The following is a 20,805-nucleotide window of genomic DNA, read 5'->3' as shown; positions in this document are numbered from 1 at the left end:
ATCCTGGTCGCATGGCACGCAGCACTCCCCAAGCAACGACGGCGAAGGAGCCGGGTCGTCTCAAGCAGATGTACCAGGTCTTCACCATGACCCGTCGGGCCGACCCGAAGTCCGTCTGGTGGTTCCTGCTGGCGTTCGTCGGCCCCGTCGTCGCGGGTGTCCTGCTCGCGCTGCTCCTGCCGGGCCAGAACTGGCTCGCGATCACGCTGTGGATCGTGGCCGGCGTGCTGCTCGGTGTGCTGCTCTTCCTCATCGTCCTCGGTCGGCTGGCGGAGCGTGCCGCCTACTCGCAGATCGCCGGGCAGCCGGGCGCCGTCGGCGCCGTGCTCTCGAACTCGCTCCGCCGCCAGTGGCGATCGAGCGAGATGCCCGTCGCCGTGCACGGCCGGTCGCAGGCCGCCGTCTACCGCGCGGTCGGCACCCCGGGTGTGGTCCTCATCACCGAGGGGCAGCGGGGCAACCTCAAGCGCCAGGTGGACGAGGAGCGCCGCAAGGTCCAGCGCATCGTCCCGAACGTCCCCGTGCACGTGGTCCACGTCGACGACGACGAGGACGGCGTGACGCTGCACAAGCTCCCGCGGGCGATGAACAAGTACAAGAAGGCGCTCAACCGCAACGAGGTCCTGGCGGTCGCGAACCGTCTGGACTCCCTCACGCACAGCCCGGCGGCCGCGATCCCCAAGGGCATGGACCCGATGCGTGCGCGCGCCGGACGTCCGCGCTGATCGTCTCCCCCGCGCTCCGAGCGACGACGCCCCCGACCGTGCCAGGTCGGGGGCGTCGCTGCGTGCGAGGCGCATGCTCCTCGTGACTGTGGTCTCGTCGGAGCGACGACCTTGCCGGTGGTGCTGCCAGGCAGAACGACACCGCCGCTCTCGTCCGACAGCGATCTCGTCGTTCTCCCCCCGCCGCCGGGCGACCGCGGGCTGAACGACACCGCCGCTGTCGTGCGACAGCGATCTCGTCGCTCCGCCCGTACCCGCCGGACGACCCGCGGGCAGAACGACACCGCCGCTGTCGTACGACGTCGACGATGTCGTTGCGCGTCGTTCGCACGCCTCCGGCTCCGCGCGCGTCCGGCCGCGCCGGTCAGCGCCGGACGAGCACCGTCCCCGCGATGCGGTCGTGCGCACCACGGCTGTCACGGTCGATGATGAGCGCCGGGACGACCAGGCAGAGCAGCACGGTGCGGACGATCGGTCGCCACACCCCGACGTAGCCGCCGCGGATCGGGACGACCCGCAGGCCGACGCACACGTGACCGAAGGAGCCCGACAGCGTGCAGATGAACAGGACCTGCAGCACCGCGAAGATTGCGAGCTGGATCCACGTGTGCGCGATGTCGCCGGATCCCTCGAGCGGCGACCACACGCCGGTGACGTACGCCACGAGGTCGGCCAGGATGCCGTCGATGAGCAGCCCGACGACCCGGCGACCGATGCGGCCGACGCTGCGCGGCCCGTCCTCGGGGAGCCCGAGGTCCTTGCCCGGCCACCCGTCCGGGTGCTCCCCACCGGGGTGTGCGGACGACGCCGAGGGCGGGGTGGTGCTGCGGGCCATGCTCCAAGGGTAGGCGACTCCGTGCCCGTAACACGCACGAAACAATGCAGTCATGTCCGGGAAACCCGGTGTCAATAGCCTCGTCGGAGGGTGCACCCGCGGCACCTCCGACATCACCTACCCCCCAGGAGATCGACACACATGTTCAGCGATTCCTCCGAGGTGCTCGCCTTCATCAAGGACACGGACGTCAAGTTCCTCGACATCCGCTTCACGGACCTGCCCGGTGTCCAGCAGCACTTCAACATCCCGGCGTCGACGGTCGACGAGGACTTCTTCTCGGTCGGACAGCTCTTCGACGGCTCCTCGATCCGCGGCTTCGCGTCGATCCACGAGTCGGACATGCAGCTCATCCCGGATGTGACGACGGCGTACATCGACCAGTTCCGCGCCGAGCGCACGCTGATCATGATCTTCGACATCTACAACCCGCGGAACGGCGAGATCTACGGCCGCGACCCGCGCCAGGTGGCGAAGAAGGCCGAGAAGTACCTCGCGTCGACGGGTATCGCGGACACCGCGTTCTTCGCGCCCGAGGCCGAGTTCTACATCTTCGACGACGTCCGCTACTCGGTGACCCAGAACAAGTCGTTCTACTCGGTCGACTCGGAAGAGGGCGCCTGGAACACCGGTCGCGAGGAAGAGGGCGGCAACCTCGCCAACAAGACCCCCTACAAGGGCGGGTACTTCCCGGTCTCCCCCGTCGACAAGACGGCCGACCTGCGCGACGACATCACGCTCAAGCTGATCGAGGCGGGCTTCGAGCTCGAGCGCTCGCACCACGAGGTGGGCACCGGCGGCCAGCAGGAGATCAACTACAAGTTCGACACGATGGTCCACGCCGCGGACGACATCCTGAAGTTCAAGTACATCGTCAAGAACACGGCCGACCAGTGGGGCAAGGTCGCCACGTTCATGCCGAAGCCGCTGTTCGGCGACAACGGCTCGGGCATGCACACCCACCAGTCGCTCTGGAGCGACGGCAAGCCGCTGTTCTACGACGAGAACGGCTACGGCGGCCTCTCGGACGTCGCGCGCTGGTACATCGGTGGCATCCTGAAGCACGCCCCGGCGCTGCTCGCCTTCACGAACCCGTCGATCAACTCCTACCACCGTCTGGTCAAGGGGTTCGAGGCTCCGGTCAACCTGGTGTACTCGGCCGGCAACCGCTCCGCCGCGATCCGCATCCCGATCACGGGCACGAACCCGAAGGCGAAGCGCATCGAGTTCCGCGCGCCGGACGCCTCGGGCAACCCGTACCTCGCCTTCGCGGCGCAGCTGATGGCCGGCCTCGACGGCATCCAGAACCGCATCGAGCCGCACGAGCCGGTCGACAAGGACCTGTACGAGCTCCCGCCGGAGGAGGCCAAGGGCATCCCGCAGGTGCCGGGCTCCCTCGACGAGGCGCTCGAGGCGCTCGAGGCGGACCACGAGTTCCTCACGAAGGGCAACGTCTTCACCGAGGACCTCATCCAGACGTGGATCGACTACAAGCGTGAGAACGAGATCCTCCCGCTCGCGCAGCGTCCGCACCCGTTCGAGTACGAGCTCTACTTCGGCGTCTGATCTGCGCTGACACCACGAAGGCCCCGCACCGGTTCCGGTGCGGGGCCTTCTGCGTGCGGGGCGCGTCGTGCGGTGGTGGTGACCGCCTGGAGGCCCGGTGCCGGTCCGGCGGACCGACACCGGGCCTCCAGACAGTCGCGCCCGCACGTTCCTGCCCATTGCAGCCGAATGGGATGCCGAATCGCGCGAAGGAGGTCGGGAGGAACGACCTCGTACGCGCGGAAGAGCCTCCGAGGCGCGGAACGGTCTCGTACGCGCCGAAGAGCATTCATCGCACACGACGGAGCGGGGTCCCTGCCGCCCCCGGCACGGACCCCGCTCCTGCGCGGTGACGACTAGCGCGCTGCGGCCAGCACGTCGTTCGACCCCGCCGCCACGCTCACGGCCGAGCTCGCGACCGGTGTGGGCCGCCCCAGGGAGCGGACGGACCACCCGGCCTCGACCCAGTCGGCGACCGGGAGGCAGTTGCGGGCGTCGATGACGGTGCGACGGCCGACGATGCCGCCGAGCGACACCGGCGACGCCTGCACGATCTCGTCCCACTCCGTCAGGACGAGCACCACGTCGGCACCCTCGACCGCGTCCTCCTTCGTCGCCGCGTAGGACAGCGTCGGGAAGGAGCGACGAGCGGTCTCGTTGGCCTCCGGGTCCCACAGCGTGACCTGCGCGCCGCGGAGGTGCAGCGCCGCGGCGACGTTGAGCGCCGGCGAGTCCCGGACGTCGTCGGTGAGCGGCTTGAACGCGGCCCCGACCACGGCCACGCGGCGGTTCAGCACGGAACCCCCGAGCGCCTCGATCGTCATGTCGATGACCCGCTCGCGCTGCCCCATGTTGATCTCGTCGACCTGCTGCATCAGTCCGACGACCCGACCGGCGCCGATCTCGTTCGCACGGTGCATGAGCGCACGGATGTCCTTCGGCAGGCAGCCGCCGCCGAAGCCGAGCCCGGCGTTCAGGAACTTGCGCCCGATGCGGACGTCGTGCCCGAGGGCGTCGGCGAGCGTGGTGACGTCGGCACCGGTGATGGCGCACATCTCGGAGATCGCGTTGATGAAGGAGATCTTCGTCGCGAGGAACGCGTTCGCGCTGACCTTCACGAGCTCGGCGGTCGCGAGGTCCGTCGTGATGACCGGCGTGCCCTCGGCGATCGGTGCCGCGTAGACCTCGCGGATCACCGCGTCTGCCGCCGCCGACGCGCCGCCCCAGACCAGACGGTCCGGGTGCAGGGTGTCGTCGACGGCCTTGCCCTCGCGGAGGAACTCCGGGTTCCAGACGAGCTCCGCCTGGATGCCGGACGGGCTGAACTCGCGGACGATCCCGCGCAGTCGCTCCGCCGTCCCGACGGGCACCGTGGACTTGCCGACGATGAGCCCCGGGTGCGTGAGGTGCTCCGCGACACCGCGGGTGGCGGCCTCGACGTAGGTCAGGTTCGCAGCGTGCGACCCGGCCTTCTGCGGCGTGCCGACGCAGACGAAGTGGACGTCCGCGGCGGCGACGGCCTCGGCCAGGTCGGCGGTGAACCGGAGCTTCCCGGTGGCGACGTGCTTCGTGATGAGCTCGGGCAGGCCGGGCTCGTAGAACGGCACCTCGCCGGCGGACAGGGCGGCGAGCTTCGCGGGGTCGACGTCCACGCCGATGGTCTCGAAGCCCATCTCGGCCATGGCGGCCGCGTGGGTCGCGCCGAGGTATCCGGTGCCGATGACACTGATGACGGGAGCCGGCCGCACGTCGGCGGCGTCGGTCTTCTTCTGAGCGGTCACTGCTTGACCTCCTGCAGGTCGTAGTCGGTGTCGGTGCGGGCGATGCCCTCGGCGAAGGTCGCCAGGCTGTCGGCGCGGGAGTCGAGGCGCCAGTCGTTCGTGGTGCGGGCGCCGTCGACGATGGTGGTGGCCACCTGGCTGAAGTACGCGAAGCCGATGACGTCACGGTTGGCGGGGTCGGCGAGGGCGTCGAAGAGCGAGTCGATCCACTGCGACTTCTGGCTGTCCGAGACGCTGCCGCCGGTCTCGGTGGCGCCGATCTCGTTGAGCAGGACGTGCTTGCCCGGCGCAACCTGCCGGAGCTGCGCGAGGGTCGCTCCGAAGGTGTTCTGGAACGTGGGCTGCTCGGTGGCCGTTCGGTAGTAGCCGCTCATGCCGACCCAGTCGACGTAGTCGGCGCCCGGGTAGTACTGCCGCATGTAGTCGAGCGTCTGGTACTTCGGGTTGCCGAGCTTGTCGATGCGCGACGGCGACCAGTTCCAGATGACGTAGTCGTTCGCCCCGTTGGCCTGGAAGACGTCGTGCACGTGCTGCCACATGGCGACGTACGACCCCGGCGCGTTCTGCTGCTTCGACCCCTCGGACCAGTTGTACCACTGGCCGTTCATCTCGTGGTCGAGGCGGATGACGACGGGCATCCCGTTCGCCTTCAGCGCCCTTGCGTAGGACGCGAGGTAGTCGTCGAACTTCCCGGAGACGATGTCCTGGTTCGTGTAGCCCTCGACGTACGGCTGGTCGTTCCCGGTCTTCGCGGGCACGGTCTCCCACGTCATCATCGGCAGGCGGCCGTTCGCCCACGACCGCTGGACGGCGCTGGCATTGAAGTCCTGGTCGAACCCCTGGAAGTAGCCCACCATGTTCGTGGCCCGGCCGACCTCCTGCGAGACGCGGTCGTACTCGGCCCAGTTGAAGGGCGACTGCGTCGTGTAGAGCCCGTACCAGCGGGACTGCTGACCGAGGATCTGCGCCTTGGTCGGGGTCGTGATCGGTTCGGACGCGACCGGGTCCTTCGACGGGCCCGCGGTCCCGCCGGTGCCGCCGGTCCCGCCCTTCCCGTCGGAGGCGCCCGAGCCCGAGCCCGCGCCCGAACCGGAGCCGGAGCCGGAGCCCCCGCCCGAGCCGGCGCCGGAGTCGGAGGCGCCGGCGGCGGTCCCCGCAGCGCTCCCGCTCGGACCGGACGCACCGGAGGAGCCCGCCGGGCCCGACCCCCCGGCGGACGCCTTGCCGCCGCTCGTCGCAGCGCCGAGGTCGGACTGCAGCGAGGCGATCTGCGCCTTCAGGCGGGTGATCTCCTCGGCCCGCGACCCGGCCTGCGCTCCCGAGGAGTCGAGCTTGCCCTCGAGCTTCCAGATGGTCTGCTGCGCCGCGTCGAGCTTCGCGCTGAGTTCGGCGGCGGTGGGCTGCTTCGCCTTGGGCGGGGTGACGCCGAGGGCGGTCTGCACCGCGCTCGACACCGGGCCGGCCGGCGACACCCAGACCGTCCAGGTGATCAGGCCGAGCACCAGGACGATCGCGACCGTGCCGATCGCGGTGCGGCGGGCGTGCTTGCTCGACTGGGCCCACCACGTGCTGGTGGAACGGATGAGGTCAGACAATGAGGAACGCCTCCAGTGCGAGGATCGCGAACCCGATGAGGTACGGGATCGCGGCGTACGGGTTGCGACGGCGGGCCTTCGCCGACGCCGGACGGGCAGGCGCCGCGGGAGCCGCAGCGGCCGTCGCCGCCGATCGCCGGGTGGCGAGGACCGTCGCGGTCGAGGTGGTCGTGGCGTCGGCGCCGAAGAGCTCGTCGAACGCGCGGTCGGCCGCGGCCTGGTCGCCGACGTCGACCCGGGACCGGGCGACGTCGGTGCGGTCCGCCGGTGGGAGCCCGGCGTCGACCGGGCTGACCGGCGTGCCGGTGGCGGTCGGCTGGACGGCGGCCGCCGGGTCCTCCTCCATCGGACCACCGGCGTAGGCCCCGGCGCGGGTCCCCCACCCGGACGCGTGCGCCAGGCGGAAGAAACCGATGAGCCGGATCGGCATGAGGAAGAACGTCGACACGATGATGAACATCGGCAGCCGGAAGAAGTCGCTCGGCTTCTCGGCGAGGTGGCGCATCTGGCGGACCGCCATGCTCAGCACGCTGGAGACGACCATGAGCCCGGCGACGTAGACGAAGCCCGTCGAGAAGCCGTACTGCTGCAGGATGCCCTGGTACAGGTTCTCGCCCTGCCCGGTCACCGCGCGGTAGATCCAGCCGGCGATCACGCCGAAGAGCATGAACGGCAGGATGATGTCGGTGAGGAAGAACACCGCCAGGATCGGCGCGTGACCGAGCATCCACGGGAGCATGCGCAGCGTGTTGTACTGCGAGCCGCGGGCCCAGCGCAGCTGCTGCTTGAACAGCTTCTTCACCTGCAGCGGTGCGTCCGTGTAGACCAGCGACGTGTACTGGTAGACGGTCCGGTAGCCCTCCTTGAGGGTCAGGTTCGTCAGGGTGCGGTCGTCGGACACCTCGAGGAAGACGCCCATGAACTCCTCGTGCATGAACCGGTCCATTACACGGGCGAGGATGTTCCGGCGGAAGGCGATGGTGCGCCCGGGCAGGCACCCGATCTGGCCGAGCACGCTCTGCGCCGGCATCGAGTAGAGCGCCCGCGAGTTCTCGAGCCAGTCGGCCCACCGGGTGATCCACGAGCGCGTCGGCTCGAGGATGCGCTGGCGGGTGGTGACCCCGCCGATGGACTCGTCGGCGAAGGGCTTGAGCAGCTCGGAGAGCGTCCCCGGGGTCCACACCGTGTCCGAGTCGACGAGCACGGTGATGTCGCCCGTCGACATCTCGGTGCCGACCTTGACGGCGTTGCGCTTGCCCGGGATCGGCGTGTGGGTCCAGCGGACGAGCGGGGCGAACTCGTCGCAGACCTGCTCCAGCGCCTCGTTCCTCGCGCCGTTGATGACGACGATGATCTCGCCCGGCCCCTGCTCGACCATGCGGCCGATCACGTCACGGAAGAGGTCGATCGGCTCGTCGACGACGGGGACGACCACGCTGGTCGTCCCGACGAAGGTGCCGGTGTAGGGGCGGTAGCGGGCGGACAGGACGACCTTGAGCAGCCAGAGCAACCAGATCACCGCGGAGTACACGGCGAACAGGTAGAACTCGGGGTGCCCTTCGACCATCTGCCGGATCTGCAGAATGAAGGTGAACATCGATCCCTGCTTCAACGTTCGAGGTGGGGATTCCGCTTCATCGAGGAACCGTGGGCGGTTCGGGTGAGCCCATTGAGGCAGAAGCTGGGTGCCACCGCAACGCGACCCCTGTCCGGGGGTGTTTCCAGGAGGTCACGGGGTACAACGCAGTCCCCCTCGCGGCAGACCGCGGCTGTCCGCACTGCTGCTGACAGCAGGAATGTGGACCGGTCCACCGCCGTCCGGAGCGCAACAGCGGCCGATGACGACCCGGCAGGCAGGGCTCACTAGTGCAGGAAACCCCAGGTCGAAGGGCACGTACCCCCGTCCGGGGGCTGCCTGGTCGGGACCGCTGCTGCCCCGGTCCGCAGCCCCCGATCACGGTCCGGTCACGACGGGTGGGCCCGTGCCGGTCGGGGTACAGCGCGGCAGCCGTCGGGGGACGGCGGACGACATCAGGAATTCATCGACGACGACGTGTCACGTTCCCCCGCGGACGTCGGTCCGGGCGTGTCGCCCCACCCTCAGGCGCCGTAGAACTCCCGCTCGAAGACCTGGCGAGCGCGCCGTGTGACGCCGAGGTAGTCGTCCTCGAGCCGGGACGCCGATCCGGGCGGGTACTCCATCAGGCGCGCGATGCCCTCGAGCTGCACCCGGTCGACGGGCAGCACGTCGGTCGTCTTCCCGGACCAGAGCACGAGGGCGCTCCGGGTGCGGGACGCGAAGCGCCAGGCGGCGCCGAGGCGGTCGGCGTCCTCCGCCGCGACGAGTCCGGCGGCGGTGGCGGCGTCGAGCGCCTCGAGCGTCGAGGTGGTCCGGAGCCCGGGCACCGTCGTCGCGTGCTGCAGCTGCAGCAGCTGCACGAACCACTCCACGTCGCTGAGGGACCCGCGGCCGAGCTTCAGGTGCCGCGCTGGGTCGGCTCCGCGTGGCAGCCGCTCGGACTCGACGCGGGCCTTGATGCGCCGGACCTCGCGGACCGCCTGCTCGTCGATGTGCTCCGGGTACCGGGTCCGGTCCGCCAGGTGCTCGAAGTCCCGCAGGAGTCCGTCGTCGCCGACGGCACCACGGGCCCGGAGGAGTGCCTGCGCCTCCCACGTCAACGACCACCGGGCGTAGTACGCGCCGTACGACTCGAGCGTCCGCACCACCGGTCCGTTCTTCCCCTCCGGACGCAGGTCGATGTCGAGCTCGAACGGGTGGATGGCGTCGTCGGTCAGCCGCGACAGCTCACGGACGATGCGCTGCGCCGCCCGCGAGGCCTGCTCCGACTCGAGGCCCTCCGGCGCCCGGTACACGTAGAGCACGTCGGCGTCGGACCCGAAGCCGAGCTCCCGGCCACCGAAGCGTCCCATCGCGACGATGCCGAACGCGAGGCCCTCGGGAGCGTCGCGCCGCGCGAGGGTGAGCGCTCCGGTCAGGGTCGCCTCGGAGACGTCGGACAGCGCCGGACCGAGTGCGTCCACGTCGAGGTGGCCCAGCACTGCGGCCATGCCGAGCCGGAGCGTCTCGCGACGTCGGGCGGACCGGACGAGGGCGGCGGCACCGTCGACGTCGTCACCGTGTCGGGCGGTCGTCGCGGCGTGTTCGGCGAGCAGGGACGCCAGCGGTCGGGGCCGGAGGAGCGTCTCCGGTTCGTCGAGCCACGCGACCGCTTCGGGGAAGCGCTCGAGCAACCCGGCGAGGAACGCCGACTCGGACAGCACGGTCGTCAGGGAGTGCGCGGCGCCCGACGAGTCGCGGAGCATGCGGAGGAACCAGCTCGACTCCCCCAGCGTGTCGCTGAGGCGCCGGAACGCCAGGAGCGCCCGGTCCGGAGCCGGCCCCTCGGCCATCCACCGCAGGAGCACGGGGAGCAGGTTGCGCTGGATCGCGGCCCGCCGGCTCGTGCCCTGCGTGAGCGCGCGGATGTGGCCGAGCGCGCCCGAGGGGTCCGCGAAGCCGATCGCGCCGAGGCGGTCGGCCGCCTGGTCGTTCGTCAGGACGATGTCACCGTCGGTCGCGGCCACCGCCGAGAGCAGCGGTCGGTAGAAGAGCCGCTCGTGGAGCCCGCGGACCTCGAGCTTCACGCCGCGCCACCGCTGCTCGAGCGCCGACGCCGAGGTCGCGAGCCCGGTCGAGCGTGCGAGCACCCGGAGCTCGTCCTCGTCGGAGGGCATGAGGTGCGTGCGCTGCAGTCGTCGGAGCTGGATGCGGTGCTCGAGGAGGCGCAGCAGGGCGTAGTCGGGGCCGAAGCGTGCGGCCTCGGGTCGGCCCACGTACCCGGCGGCGGCCAGGGCGTCCATCGCCTCGAGCGTCGAGCGGACCCGCACGGTGTCGTCGTCGCGGCCGTGCACGAGCTGCAGGAGCTGCACGGTGAACTCGACGTCGCGCAGCCCGCCCGGCCCGAGCTTGATCTGCCGGTCGACCTCGTCGTCCGGGATGTGCTCGGTGACGCGTTCCCGCATCCGCTGCACCGACTCGACGAACCCGGGCCGGCCGGCGGAACTCCAGACGAACGGGGCGACCGCTGCGGCGTAGCGCTCCCCCAGGTCCCGACTGCCGGCGATCGGCCGCGCCTTGAGCAGCGCCTGGAACTCCCACCCCTTCGCCCAGCGCTCGTAGTACGCCACGTGCGAGTCGAGCGTCCGGACGAGCGCGCCGTCCTTGCCCTCCGGCCGCAGGTTGGCGTCGACCTCCCACAGTGCCGGTTCGGCCGCGAGGTCGGTGATGGCGTGCGTCGCCGCGATCGCCAGCCGCGTCGCGATGAGGACGGCGCGGTCGGTTCCGACGCCGGAGCCGGTCTCGTCGTCACGGGTCGACTCGGTGACGAAGATGACGTCGACGTCGCTGACGTAGTTGAGCTCGCGTGCGCCGGCCTTCCCCATGCCGATCACGGCGAGCGGGGTGGCCTCGACGTCGGCGGCGGGGAACGGGACCTCGCGCCGGGCGACGGCGACCGCCGCCTCGAGCGCCGAGCCGGCCAGGTCGGCGAGCCCCGCGGCGACCGCCGGGAACGCCTCGGTCGGGGCGGGGTGCAGCACGTCGAACAGGGCGATCTGCGCCAGGTGCCGCCGGTAGCGCACCCGCAGCCGGAGGCGGGCGTCCTCACCGGTGGCGTCCGCGACCGCCTCGGCCAGCGACTCCGTGTACGCCTCCTGCGACCACGGCGGGGTGACCGGCTCGAGCAGCAGCGCGATCTCCGCCGGACGACGGTGCAGGAACTCCCCGAGCCCCGTCGACGCACCGAGCAACCGGACGAGCCGCTCGGTGGCCGCCCGGTCCGCCAGGACCGGCCGCAGCTCGTCCGGCGCACGCTCGAGGAGCCGCTCGAGCAGCCGGAGCGCACCGTCGGGATCGGCCGTGGACTCCCACAGGGCCGGGGCGTCGGCGACCGGCACCCGTAGGTCGGGGCCGAACCGGGCCTCCAGGCCGGCGATCCGCTCCAGGCTCTCCGACAGCTCCGCGAAGCCCAGGCGGGCCATCTCGGAACGGGACGTCTTCGTCCGACCGGTCATGGGTGGCGCACCGGGCGGCTGCTAGAGCGCGCCGAGGTTCGTGCGGAGCTCGAACGGCGTGACCTGGTCGCGGTAGGCCTTCCACTCCTGCCGCTTGTTGAGCAGCACGAAGTTGAAGACCTGCTCGCCCAGGGTCTCGGCGACGAGCTCCGAGTCCTCCATCAGACCGAGCGCGTGGTCGAGGCTGGCCGGGAGCTGCTTGTAGCCGAGGGCCTTGCGCTCGGCGTCGGACAGGCTCCAGACGTTGTCCTCGGCCTCCGGCGGGAGCTCGTAGCCCTCGTCGATGCCCTTGAGGCCCGCCGCGAGGAGCAGCGAGTACGCCAGGTACGGGTTCGCGGCGGAGTCGATGCCGCGGTACTCGACGCGGGCGGACTGGCCCTTGTTCGGCTTGTACAGCGGCACGCGGACCAGGGCCGAACGGTTGTTGTGGCCCCAGGTCACGAAGGACGGGGCCTCGTCACCGCCCCACAGGCGCTTGTACGAGTTGACGAACTGGTTCGTCACGGCGGTGATCTCCGGCGCGTGCCGCAGCACACCGGCGATGAAGTGCTTCGCGGTCTGCGACAGCTGGTACTCGCCGCCGGCCTCGTAGAAGGCGTTCTGGTCGCCCTCGAAGAGCGACACGTGCGTGTGCATGCCGGAGCCGGGCTGCCCCGACAGCGGCTTCGGCATGAAGGTCGCGTAGACGCCCTGCTCGATCGCGACCTCCTTCACCACCGTGCGGAAGGTCATGATGTTGTCCGCCATCGTCAGCGCGTCGGCGTAGCGGAGGTCGATCTCGTTCTGCCCGGGGCCGGCCTCGTGGTGGGAGAACTCCACCGAGATGCCGAGGTCCTCGAGCATGCGCACCGAGCGGCGGCGGAAGTCGTGGGCGCTGCCGCCGGGGACGTTGTCGAAGTAGCCGGCCTGGTCGACGGGCTGCGGGCCGCCGTCCGCCCAGTCGCGGCTCTTCAGCAGGTAGAACTCGATCTCGGGGTGCGTGTAGAAGGTGAACCCACGGTCACTCGCCTTCGCCAGCGTCCGCTTCAGCACGTTGCGAGGGTCGGCGACGGCGGGCTGGCCGTCGGGCGTCGTGATGTCGCAGAACATCCGCGCCGTCGGGTCGACCTCGCCCCGCCAGGGCAGGATCTGGAACGTCGAGGGGTCCGGGTGCGCCAGGACGTCGGCCTCGTAGGAGCGCGTGAGGCCCTCGATCGCGGAGCCGTCGAACCCGATGCCCTCCGCGAAGGCCCCCTCGACCTCGGCCGGGGCGATCGCGACGGACTTCAGCGTGCCGATGACGTCGGTGAACCAGAGTCGGATGAACTTGATGCCCCGCTCCTCGATGGTGCGGAGCACGAAGTCCGTCTGCTTGTCCATGGACGCCCTTTCCGTGGTGCTGCTGGGGCTCCCAGCCTATTGGTCCGCGTCGTCCCAGCGCTCGTTGTTCGCCTTGATGCGGTCCAGGGCGTGTTGCGCGTCCTCGCGGGTGTCGAACGGGCCGATGCGGTCGCGCTGCGGCGACTGCGGGCCCTGCTCCACCTCGTGCGTCTTCTCGTTGAACCACCACTGGGACTCGATGCGTTCGTCGCTCATGGCGCCACCGTACCCACGGCGGTCGGGCGCCGCCCGCGCGCGGCGGGTGCGGGGTCGGACCACGCTCGCGCGCGGCGCGCGGCGGGTGCGCAGCCGAGTCTCGGGCTGCGCGACAGTCTTCGCGCACCGGGGCGCGCGATCGGTCGCTCAGCTCGAGACTCGCGGGGTCGCGGACCGGGAACGGTCGCGGGGAACGGCCGGGCGGTGGGGGTGACCGGCCTGGAGGCGCGGTGCCGGTCCGGCGAGCCGGCGACGCGCCTCCAGGCCGTCGCGTGGGGCGCGGGGCGCGGGGCGGGCGGTCCTGAGGGCGGGTTCGAGCCGGGGCGTCGCCGGTGCCCCGCGCGGCGCCGCGAGACGCCGGCGTCACCGCCGGACGCCCTCGGCGCCGCGAGACGCAGCCGGATCACGCGGCGTCTCGGCACCGGCGAGGCGTCTCGCACCGACGCCGGCGTCTCCCGCACGTGCCGCGCCTCGCGCACGTGCGGGGCCTCTCGCGCGGCCGCCGGCGTCTCGGCGCCGGCGTGCGGCGGGACGGCGGCCTGCCGCACCCGGTTAGAGTGGTCGGCATGCCCCGGGACGAACACGGACACCTGACCGCCGGCCGGATCTCCCCGCAGCGCCCCGTGCCGAAGGACATCGAGCGTCCCGAGTACGTCGGGCGCGTCGAGCCCCACGAGCACGGACTCGGTGACACGTACACGCCGGACGAGGTCGAGCTGATCCGGGCCGCGGGACGCATCGCCTCGCAGGCCATCGACGCCGTCGGGGACGCCATCCGCCCCGGGGTCACCACCGACGAGCTCGACCGCATCGGCCACGAGTTCGTCGTGTCCCACGGGGCCTACCCCTCCACGCTCGGCTACCGCGGGTACCCCAAGTCGCTCTGCTCGAGCCTGAACGAGGTCATCTGCCACGGCATCCCGGACGACACCGTGCTGCAGGAGGGTGACCTGGTCAACATCGACATCACCGCCTACAAGGACGGCATGCACGGCGACACGAACCGCACGTTCGTCGTCGGGCAGGCGTCGCAGGAGGTGCAGGACCTGGTCGACCGCACCCGCACCGCGCTCGAACGCGGGATCAAGGCCGTGGCCCCCGGACGGCAGGTCAACGTCATCGGACGAGCGATCGAGGCCTACGCGAAGCGCTTCGGCTACGGCGTCGTCCGCGACTACACCGGTCACGGCGTCGGTCGTGCCTTCCACTCCGGGCTGATCATCCCCCACTACGACGCGCCGCGCTTCGACGACGTCATGGAGCCGGGCATGGTGTTCACCATCGAGCCCATGCTCACGCTCGGCGGCATCGAGGCCGACATCTGGTCGGACGACTGGACCGTCAGCACCCGCGACAAGTCCTGGACCGCACAGTTCGAACACACCCTCGTCGTCACCGAGCGCGGCGCGGAACTCCTCACCGTCTCCTGACGGACACTCTCGAAAGGCACCGCTTCTCATGACCTCCCTCGCAGTCGGCGTCGACATCGGCGGTACGGGCATCAAGGGCGCGATCGTCGACGTCGCCACCGGCGAGCTCACGACCGACCGGATCAAGAAGGCCACCCCCGAGGGCGGCAAGCCGCACGACATCGTCGCGGTCGCCAAGTCGATCCTCGACGAGCTCGCTCCGGCGGCGGACGTGCCCGTCGGGGTCTGCTTCCCCGCGATCGTCCGTGACGGCAAGACCATGTCGGCTGCGAACGTGTCGAAGAAGTGGATCGGCTTCGAGGCCGAGGCGCTCTTCGAGAAGGAGCTCGGTCGTTCCATCCACTTCGTCAACGACGCCGACGCCGCCGGGTTCGCCGAGCAGCAGTTCGGCGCGGCGAAGGGCAAGGACGGGCTCGTGGTCGTCACGACCCTGGGCACCGGGATCGGCACGGCGCTGATCAACGACGGCGTTCTCATCGTCAACTCCGAGCTCGGCCACCTGGAGATCGACGGGCACGACGCCGAGACGAAGGCCTCGTTCGCGGCCAAGGAGCGGGACGAGCTGTCCTGGAAGCACTGGGCGAAGCGCCTGCAGAAGTACTACTCGACGCTCGAGGCCCTGCTCTCCCCCGAGCTCTTCGTCGTCGGCGGCGGCGTGTCGAAGCACCACGAGGAGTTCCTGCCGCTGCTCGACCTGCAGGCGGACATCATCCCCGCGACCCTCCGGAACAACGCCGGCATCATCGGGGCAGCGACCCTGGCGGCGCGCAGCAGGTAGACGGCGCTGCCGGCAGCGCTGCTCCTGCCCGTCCGACGGCGCCGTCCGACGCCGGGACCGTCCGACGACGCGGAAGCCGCCCTACGGCACCGAGACCGTCCGCCGGCGGCCGGCTCCCGCTGTCCGGCGAGCGGGCAGGACATGCCGCGCGTGGTCCGACGACCGGGTGCGATCGGTCGGGTGTCAGCGTCGAGCGTGACAGATCTGGCCCGCTCGGCGAACGACGGCGGGCAAGAGAGGGGCCGGACGCCGGGACCGTCGGCAGCAGGCGGGCGCGGGACGGGGTCGGCAGCGGTAGACTCGGGGGTGCGAACGGGTCGGTGAGACGGTCGCGTCACTCCCCCGGGAGTGCCGAGGAACGTCCGGGCTCCACAGAGCAGGGCGGTGGGTAACACCCACCCGGAGCAATCCGCGAGACAGTGCCACAGAAAGCAGACCGCCGGCGGCGACGTCGGTAAGGGTGAAACGGTGGTGTAAGAGACCACCAGGGGTCCGGGTGACCGGATCCGCTCGGTAAACCTCGCCCGGAGCAAGGTCAGACAGAGGACGACGAGGCTGCTCGCTGAGTCCTCGGGTGGACCGCTGGAGGCCGGCGGCAACGTCGGTCCGAGAGAGATGGCCGTCACCGCGAGAGCGGGACAGAACCCGGCGTACGGCCGGCCCGTTCGCACACACGACACCACGAGCGCGCCCCGCGCGTCCCCACCGACGACGGACGGGAGGCTCGTGGCGGTGTCGCCACGTGCCTCCCGTCCGGTGGTCCCGCGTCTACAGGCCGGACTCGGCCGTGCGCACCAGGATCGCGTCGCTGTCGGGGCAGAGCACGACGTCGTCGGGCGCGGCCCGACGGATGTCCTGCAGGTCCGAGTTCGTGAGGGTCACGCCCGAGGCGGTCGAGACCCCGCCCTGCAGCAGCGACGCACCGAAGCCGTAGCGGGCACGCTGCCGGTCGTACAGCGCCAGCAGGTCCGCGGGCACCTTCGTGGCGACGGCCGCACGGCTCTGGACCGCCGACTCGCGGTCGGCCTCGGCACGGGCGATCTCGGAGTCACGTTCCGCGACCAGGGTGGCACGGTCCGCCTCGACCCCGGCGAGCTTCGCCTCGATGTCCCCGACGCGAGCGCGGTGCACGTCGAGCTGCTCCATCACCTCGAGCTCGGCGGTCTCCAGGTCGCCGATGCGGCGACGGAGGGACTCCATCTCGCTCTCGAGCCCGGCGGCGTCCTTCGCGCTGGAGACGTTCTGCAGCATCGTCGTGTCGCGCTCGATGCGGGCCTGCGCCGTCGCGGTGTCCGACTCGAGGCGTGTGCGTTCCCGTTCGGCGTCCTCGACCTGGCCGGTCGCGGCGGCGAGTTCGGCGCGCAACGAGGCGGCGGTCGTGCCGAGCTCCGTGAGACGGTCGCCCTTCTGCAGGGCGGTGATGCGGTGCGACAGACGGGTCACGTCGTTGTCGAGGCGCTGGAGGTCGAGGAGGACGACCTGGTCCTCGGGTGCTGCCTTCACGGTCGGTCTCCTTCGGGGGCGGGGGTGGGAGCGGCGGTGCCGGTCGAGCCGGAGCCGTCCGCGGCGGTCGGTCCGGGTGTCGGCTCGGCCGCGGGCAGGACGGCGAAGTCCCAGGGGTCGGTGCGCAGGTCGCTGACGGTCACGCGGACGCCGGCGAGTCGTCGGAGCTGCTCGGCGGCGACGTCGAGCCAGAGCCACTCGGTCGCCCAGTGCGAGGTATCCACCAGCGCCGGGCCGTCGACGAGCAGGGCCTGCTCGCGGAACTCCGAGGCGGGGTGGTGCCGGAGGTCGCTCGTGACGTAGACGTCGGCGGTGCGGACCGCGGCGTTGCCGAGGTAGGCGTCGCCGGCCCCGGCGCACAGCGCGACCGTGCGGACGGGCCGGTCGAAGTCGCCCGAGACCCGGACCCCGGTCGCCGTCGGCGGCAGGAGGTCGACGAGCTGCCGGGCGAGCGCGCCCAGGGTGGTCCCGTGCGGCAGGACCCCGACACGACCGATGCCGGTGCCGGGCTCGGCCCCCGGCTCGAGCGGCCGCTGCTCGGAGAGGCCCAGCCGGTCCGCGAGCACGGCCGAGGTCCCGGTCGTCACGACGTCGGCGTTCGTGTGCGCGGCCAGCAGGGCGGTCCCGCCCCGCACGAGCGTCGCGAGGACCCGTCCCTTGGCGGTCGTCTCGTCGATCGTGGTGACGCCGCGGAGCAGGAGCGGGTGGTGGGTGAGGAGCAGGTCGGCACCCACGGCGACCGCCTCGTCTGCCGTGGCCGGCACGGCGTCGACGGCGAGGTGGACGTGCTCGACCGGCTGGTCCGGGTGCCCGGAGACGAGCCCCACGGCATCCCAGGACTCGGCGCCGGCGGAGGGCCACAGGTCCTCGATCACGGCCTGGAGTTCGCGGAGCGTCGGCATCCCGTCAGTCTACCGAGCCGCAGGCGGGGTCCGGGTCGCTCAGCGGCGGCCGAACAGGGACCGCAGACGTGCCACGAGGCGCGCCCACCAGCCGGGTCCGGTGCTGTCCGTCGTCGGCGCGTGCTCGTCGTCGTGGCTCGCCGTGGTCTCGCTCGCGGGCAGGGCCACCGCCTCGGGCAGCACGACCGGCGTGCTCGCCGTCGCACCGGTGTGCGCGGTCAGCGCGGCCGCGAAGGCAGCCCGGTCGATGACGGTGGGCCCGGTGGCCGGCTGGACGAGCGGAGCGGGCCGGGTCGCGGCCGACAGGGGCGAGCCGACCGGGAGGCCCAGCACCGGCCGGACCGGCAGCTCGCGGCCCGGGGTGGTCGCCGCAGCGTCGACGGCACCCGAGCCCGTGGTCGCGAGGACCCCGGTCGTGGTCGGTGCGGTCGTGGCCCGCTGGACGGGTCGCGTCGGGGTCGCGACGTCGGTCCGGGGTGCGGCGGCGCGCGGGGCGGCTGCTGCACGCACCGGCGTCGGCACCGGTGCTGTGGCGGCGCGTCGGGCGGCGGCACGATCACGGCGCGCGACCTCGTCCGCTGCGTCGGCGAGCAGGTCCGCGAAGACGGCGCGGGCGAACGCGCGCGCGGCGTCGACCTCGGCGTCGTCGAGGTGGGCGACGGTGGCCTCCCAGGCGGCGAGGCGCGCGAGGTCCTCGTCGCGGCGACGGACCTCGTCCTCGAGCAGCACGATGCGGTCGATCGTGGTGCGACCGCTCGTGGCGGAGACCTCGACCGCCAGGTCCTCGATGCGCAGGGCGATCCGGGCGGGCGGCTCGGGGAACGACGGGGCGCAGGCCGCGACGTGCCGTGCACGGTCACGACGACGGAAGGCGGTGGGCTCCGAGTGCTCGGCGGCGGGCGCGGCAGCGGCGGGTACGAGCGCGGGCGCGGGTGCGGCCTCGGCAGCGGCGGACACGGGCTCGGGTGCGTCCGACGCCGACTGGGGCTCGGGTTCGGGTGCGTCCGACGCCGACTCGGGCTCGGGCTCGGCAGCAGCCGCACCAGGGCCGACGGGCACGGCGGGCTCGGCGACGGCGTCCGTGGTCACCGGGCGCTGCACCGGACCCGTGACCGGCGGCACCACGAGGTCCGCCAGGTACGGCGTACGGGTGGCCGGGACGTCTCGGAGCCACTCCTCGAGCTCGCGACCGAACGGGTCGACGAGGGGGGTGCGCGCACCGGGCTGGGTCTCCATGTGACGCAGGATAGATATCACGCGCGCCGGATGCGGGGAGATCCGCGGTGTGTCGCGCATCCCGCACTCTCGGACGTGACGTACCGGGTCGGAGATGAGCGGCGTGTCAGAGCCTCGGGAGCGACTCCGCGAAGTCGTCGAGCAGGCGCCGACCCTCGTCCCAGGCACCGACACCGCTCGCGACGTTCACGTGCTGCCGGTCCCCCACCCGGGCCACCCGGGACCCGAGCGTGCCGGCGAACGCGACGGCTCGGTCGACGGAGCAGTACGGGTCGTCGTCGCTGACCACGAGCACGGTCGGTACCGCGACTGGTCGGCGCGGAGCACGGAAGCCGGCGGCCTCGGCGGGGAACACCGGCGCCTCGGGGTCCGGGGCCGCCACCAGGAACGCGCCGACGACCCGCTCGTGAGCGCCGTCGACGCCGTGCTCTGCCAACCAGTCGGCCACCGCCAGGACGCCCAGGCTGTGCGCGACGAGCACCGGCGGCCGGGAGCAGGCGTCGACGGCCTCGGTGATCGCCCGGCTCCAGTCGCCGGGCTCCGGGTCCGACCAGGACCTCGGTGCGATGCGCACCGCACCGTCGGCGCGCTCGTCCTGCCAGCGGGACTGCCAGTGCTCGGGGTCCGACCCCCAGATGCCCGGGACGACGACCCAGGGGTGCCGGTCCGCCGGGCGCAGCTGCTCCTCCATCCGGGCAGCGTAGCGGGCACCCGGGCAGCGGAGCGGACGTCCGGGCAGCGGAGCGGGCAGCCCTGGCGGCGACGACCGTCAGCTGTGCAGGGTGTCGCGCGGGTACTCGCCGAACCGCGCCGAGTAGGCAGCCGAGAACCGACCGAGGTGCGCGAAGCCCCACCGGACCGCGACCGCGGCGACCGTGAGCTCCCCCGGGGTGCCCCGGTGGAGCTCCTCGCGGACACGGTCCATCCGGATGCCACGGAGCATGGCGTTCGGGGCGGTCCCGACCTGCCGCTGGAACGCCTGCTGCAGCCCGCGGACGCTGAGTCCGACGTGTTCGGCCACGTCGGTGGTCGTGATCGGGGTGTGCGCGTAGGCGTGCATGTACTCGACCGCTTCGCGGACCCGGCTCGTCGCACCCTGCGGCATCGGGACCTCGGGCGCGATCTGCTCGTGCGGGAAGGTCCGCAGCATCGCGAGGGCGGTCTCGCGTGCGGTCTCGGCCATGACGAGCGGTGAGGGAGCCGCGGGGCCGAGGACGACCTGCGCGGCCCGTCGGACCTGTGCGTTCCACACCCGCAGGTCCTCGGCGTGCGGTCTCGCGGTGTGGTCGAAGACGATCGCGCCCGCCTGCCCGCCGTGCTCCTCCGCCGCGATGCCCTCGAGGAACCTCCGGTCGAAGTGCACGAGGTTCTGCCGGACGTCCTCGACCTCGAAGACGAAGGGCCGACCTGCCGGGAACACGAGCGCGTGCCCGGGAGCGAAGGACGCCTCGTCCCGACCGACGTCGACCGTGCCTCCGCCGTCGGTCGTCCACATGACGGCGTAGTCGTCGCCGGAGGACGCCTCACCCGTCGCGTGCGCGTCGAAGTGGGTCGACCGGAACGACATCGACGCGTCACCGACCGCCTTGAAGCGGTACCCGAACGACCGTGCGGTGTGGCGCGCAGCGAAGTGCGCGCCGTCGTACGCGTCCGAGAAGAGCTGGAGCGCCGCGCCGAGGTCGGTCCCCACGGCTTCGTAGCGCATCCGGGTGTCAGCGCGCGTCTCGGTCGTCACCGGGCCGAGCGTGGCACGACATCGCCGGTCCCGCGTGCGCACCGTCCCGGAGTGCGCGGACCGGCTCCTCCCGTGCGGGAAACGGATGATGC

The 20,805-nt window shown here is 71.9% G+C and carries 16 protein-coding genes and 1 other RNA gene; 5 read left to right on the top strand and 12 right to left on the bottom strand.

Features of this window, described 5'->3' with window-relative positions:
* Window positions 1–11 precede the first annotated feature (11 nt).
* Entirely contained in the window at window positions 12–725 is a 714-nt protein-coding gene (locus ACIQFY_RS01410) for a DUF4191 family protein (RefSeq protein WP_058728606.1), read from the top strand.
* Window positions 726–1,089: 364 nt separating this feature from the next.
* Here ACIQFY_RS01410 and ACIQFY_RS01405 read toward each other — a convergent pair whose 3' ends face one another.
* The gene (locus ACIQFY_RS01405) at window positions 1,090–1,560 is read right to left on the bottom strand and encodes an RDD family protein (protein WP_271826540.1); all 471 of its coding nucleotides are present in this window, start codon (window positions 1,558–1,560) and stop codon (window positions 1,090–1,092) included.
* A 141-nt stretch (window positions 1,561–1,701) separates the two neighbouring features.
* Between ACIQFY_RS01405 and glnA (ACIQFY_RS01400) the strand changes: the two genes are divergently transcribed.
* A complete protein-coding gene (gene glnA, locus ACIQFY_RS01400) occupies window positions 1,702–3,126 on the top strand; it encodes a type I glutamate--ammonia ligase (protein ID WP_111225920.1) in 1,425 nt (474 codons plus the stop codon).
* 335 nt (window positions 3,127–3,461) lie between these two features.
* On the opposite strand, the gene ACIQFY_RS01395 is transcribed toward glnA (ACIQFY_RS01400), so the two are convergent.
* The 6 genes from ACIQFY_RS01395 to ACIQFY_RS01370 all read right to left on the bottom strand — a co-directional run bounded on the left by ACIQFY_RS01395 (window position 3,462) and on the right by ACIQFY_RS01370 (window position 13,129).
* On the bottom strand, window positions 3,462–4,886 hold the full coding sequence (locus ACIQFY_RS01395; protein WP_209682874.1) for a UDP-glucose/GDP-mannose dehydrogenase family protein: 1,425 nt from the start codon (window positions 4,884–4,886) through the stop codon (window positions 3,462–3,464).
* Window positions 4,883–6,481 (bottom strand): glycoside hydrolase family 26 protein, encoded by a 1,599-nt coding sequence (locus tag ACIQFY_RS01390; protein ID WP_400337976.1) that lies wholly within the window; start codon window positions 6,479–6,481, stop codon window positions 4,883–4,885. Before ACIQFY_RS01390 ends, ACIQFY_RS01395 begins: the two co-directional genes overlap by 4 nt.
* The gene (locus ACIQFY_RS01385; RefSeq protein WP_400337975.1) at window positions 6,474–8,078 is read right to left on the bottom strand and encodes a glycosyltransferase family 2 protein; all 1,605 of its coding nucleotides are present in this window, start codon (window positions 8,076–8,078) and stop codon (window positions 6,474–6,476) included. Before ACIQFY_RS01385 ends, ACIQFY_RS01390 begins: the two co-directional genes overlap by 8 nt.
* A gap of 503 nt (window positions 8,079–8,581) precedes the next feature.
* Window positions 8,582–11,554 (bottom strand): bifunctional [glutamine synthetase] adenylyltransferase/[glutamine synthetase]-adenylyl-L-tyrosine phosphorylase, encoded by a 2,973-nt coding sequence (locus tag ACIQFY_RS01380; protein WP_400337973.1) that lies wholly within the window; start codon window positions 11,552–11,554, stop codon window positions 8,582–8,584.
* 21 nt (window positions 11,555–11,575) lie between these two features.
* The gene (glnA, locus tag ACIQFY_RS01375) at window positions 11,576–12,913 is read right to left on the bottom strand and encodes a type I glutamate--ammonia ligase (RefSeq protein ID WP_066654028.1); all 1,338 of its coding nucleotides are present in this window, start codon (window positions 12,911–12,913) and stop codon (window positions 11,576–11,578) included.
* 36 nt (window positions 12,914–12,949) lie between these two features.
* The gene (locus ACIQFY_RS01370) at window positions 12,950–13,129 is read right to left on the bottom strand and encodes an SPOR domain-containing protein (RefSeq protein WP_066654026.1); all 180 of its coding nucleotides are present in this window, start codon (window positions 13,127–13,129) and stop codon (window positions 12,950–12,952) included.
* A gap of 566 nt (window positions 13,130–13,695) precedes the next feature.
* On the opposite strand from ACIQFY_RS01370, the gene map reads away from it, so the two are divergent.
* From map to rnpB, 3 genes are all read left to right on the top strand, one after another.
* The gene (gene map, locus ACIQFY_RS01365; protein ID WP_066658125.1) at window positions 13,696–14,559 is read left to right on the top strand and encodes a type I methionyl aminopeptidase; all 864 of its coding nucleotides are present in this window, start codon (window positions 13,696–13,698) and stop codon (window positions 14,557–14,559) included.
* Between the two features lie 28 nt (window positions 14,560–14,587).
* Window positions 14,588–15,337 (top strand): polyphosphate--glucose phosphotransferase, encoded by a 750-nt coding sequence (gene ppgK, locus ACIQFY_RS01360; protein ID WP_400337970.1) that lies wholly within the window; start codon window positions 14,588–14,590, stop codon window positions 15,335–15,337.
* 312 nt (window positions 15,338–15,649) lie between these two features.
* Window positions 15,650–16,006, top strand: an RNA gene (rnpB, locus tag ACIQFY_RS01355) — RNase P RNA component class A.
* 99 nt (window positions 16,007–16,105) lie between these two features.
* Here the strand turns inward: rnpB and ACIQFY_RS01350 are convergent.
* The 5 genes from ACIQFY_RS01350 to ACIQFY_RS01330 form a co-directional block, all read right to left on the bottom strand.
* Window positions 16,106–16,840 (bottom strand): zinc ribbon domain-containing protein, encoded by a 735-nt coding sequence (locus tag ACIQFY_RS01350; protein WP_066654022.1) that lies wholly within the window; start codon window positions 16,838–16,840, stop codon window positions 16,106–16,108.
* Window positions 16,837–17,742 carry a Nif3-like dinuclear metal center hexameric protein gene (locus ACIQFY_RS01345; protein WP_400337968.1) on the bottom strand — a complete coding sequence of 302 codons (906 nt, stop codon included), beginning with the start codon at window positions 17,740–17,742 and terminating at the stop codon, window positions 16,837–16,839. Before ACIQFY_RS01345 ends, ACIQFY_RS01350 begins: the two co-directional genes overlap by 4 nt.
* 39 nt (window positions 17,743–17,781) lie before the next feature.
* A complete protein-coding gene (locus ACIQFY_RS01340) occupies window positions 17,782–18,978 on the bottom strand; it encodes a hypothetical protein (protein ID WP_326496117.1) in 1,197 nt (398 codons plus the stop codon).
* Window positions 18,979–19,084: 106 nt separating this feature from the next.
* On the bottom strand, window positions 19,085–19,669 hold the full coding sequence (locus ACIQFY_RS01335) for an RBBP9/YdeN family alpha/beta hydrolase (RefSeq protein WP_400337967.1): 585 nt from the start codon (window positions 19,667–19,669) through the stop codon (window positions 19,085–19,087).
* A gap of 78 nt (window positions 19,670–19,747) precedes the next feature.
* A complete protein-coding gene (locus ACIQFY_RS01330; protein ID WP_066654015.1) occupies window positions 19,748–20,713 on the bottom strand; it encodes an AraC family transcriptional regulator in 966 nt (321 codons plus the stop codon).
* Window positions 20,714–20,805 lie beyond the last annotated feature (92 nt).

The organism is Curtobacterium sp. NPDC092190, assembly GCF_044755625.1.
Lineage (GTDB): Bacteria > Actinomycetota > Actinomycetes > Actinomycetales > Microbacteriaceae > Curtobacterium.
Note: the sequence above shows the minus strand (reverse complement) of the source record. Positions and strands in the feature narration are given on the sequence as shown.

Bases quoted from the DNA above. Each gene is read 5' to 3' on its own strand.
- ACIQFY_RS01335 (WP_400337967.1), bottom strand. From the start codon at position 19,669: ATGGAGGAGCAGCTGCGCCCGGCGGACCGGCACCCCTGGGTCGTCGTC.
- ACIQFY_RS01385 (WP_400337975.1), bottom strand. From the start codon at position 8,078: ATGTTCACCTTCATTCTGCAGATCCGGCAGATGGTCGAAGGGCACCCC.
- ppgK (WP_400337970.1), top strand. From the start codon at position 14,588: ATGACCTCCCTCGCAGTCGGCGTCGACATCGGCGGTACGGGCATCAAG.
- ACIQFY_RS01345 (WP_400337968.1), bottom strand. From the start codon at position 17,742: ATGCCGACGCTCCGCGAACTCCAGGCCGTGATCGAGGACCTGTGGCCC.
- ACIQFY_RS01380 (WP_400337973.1), bottom strand. From the start codon at position 11,554: ATGACCGGTCGGACGAAGACGTCCCGTTCCGAGATGGCCCGCCTGGGC.
- glnA (WP_111225920.1), top strand. From the start codon at position 1,702: ATGTTCAGCGATTCCTCCGAGGTGCTCGCCTTCATCAAGGACACGGAC.
- map (WP_066658125.1), top strand. From the start codon at position 13,696: ATGCCCCGGGACGAACACGGACACCTGACCGCCGGCCGGATCTCCCCG.
- ACIQFY_RS01340 (WP_326496117.1), bottom strand. From the start codon at position 18,978: ATGGAGACCCAGCCCGGTGCGCGCACCCCCCTCGTCGACCCGTTCGGT.
- glnA (WP_066654028.1), bottom strand. From the start codon at position 12,913: ATGGACAAGCAGACGGACTTCGTGCTCCGCACCATCGAGGAGCGGGGC.
- ACIQFY_RS01370 (WP_066654026.1), bottom strand. From the start codon at position 13,129: ATGAGCGACGAACGCATCGAGTCCCAGTGGTGGTTCAACGAGAAGACG.
- ACIQFY_RS01405 (WP_271826540.1), bottom strand. From the start codon at position 1,560: ATGGCCCGCAGCACCACCCCGCCCTCGGCGTCGTCCGCACACCCCGGT.
- ACIQFY_RS01410 (WP_058728606.1), top strand. From the start codon at position 12: ATGGCACGCAGCACTCCCCAAGCAACGACGGCGAAGGAGCCGGGTCGT.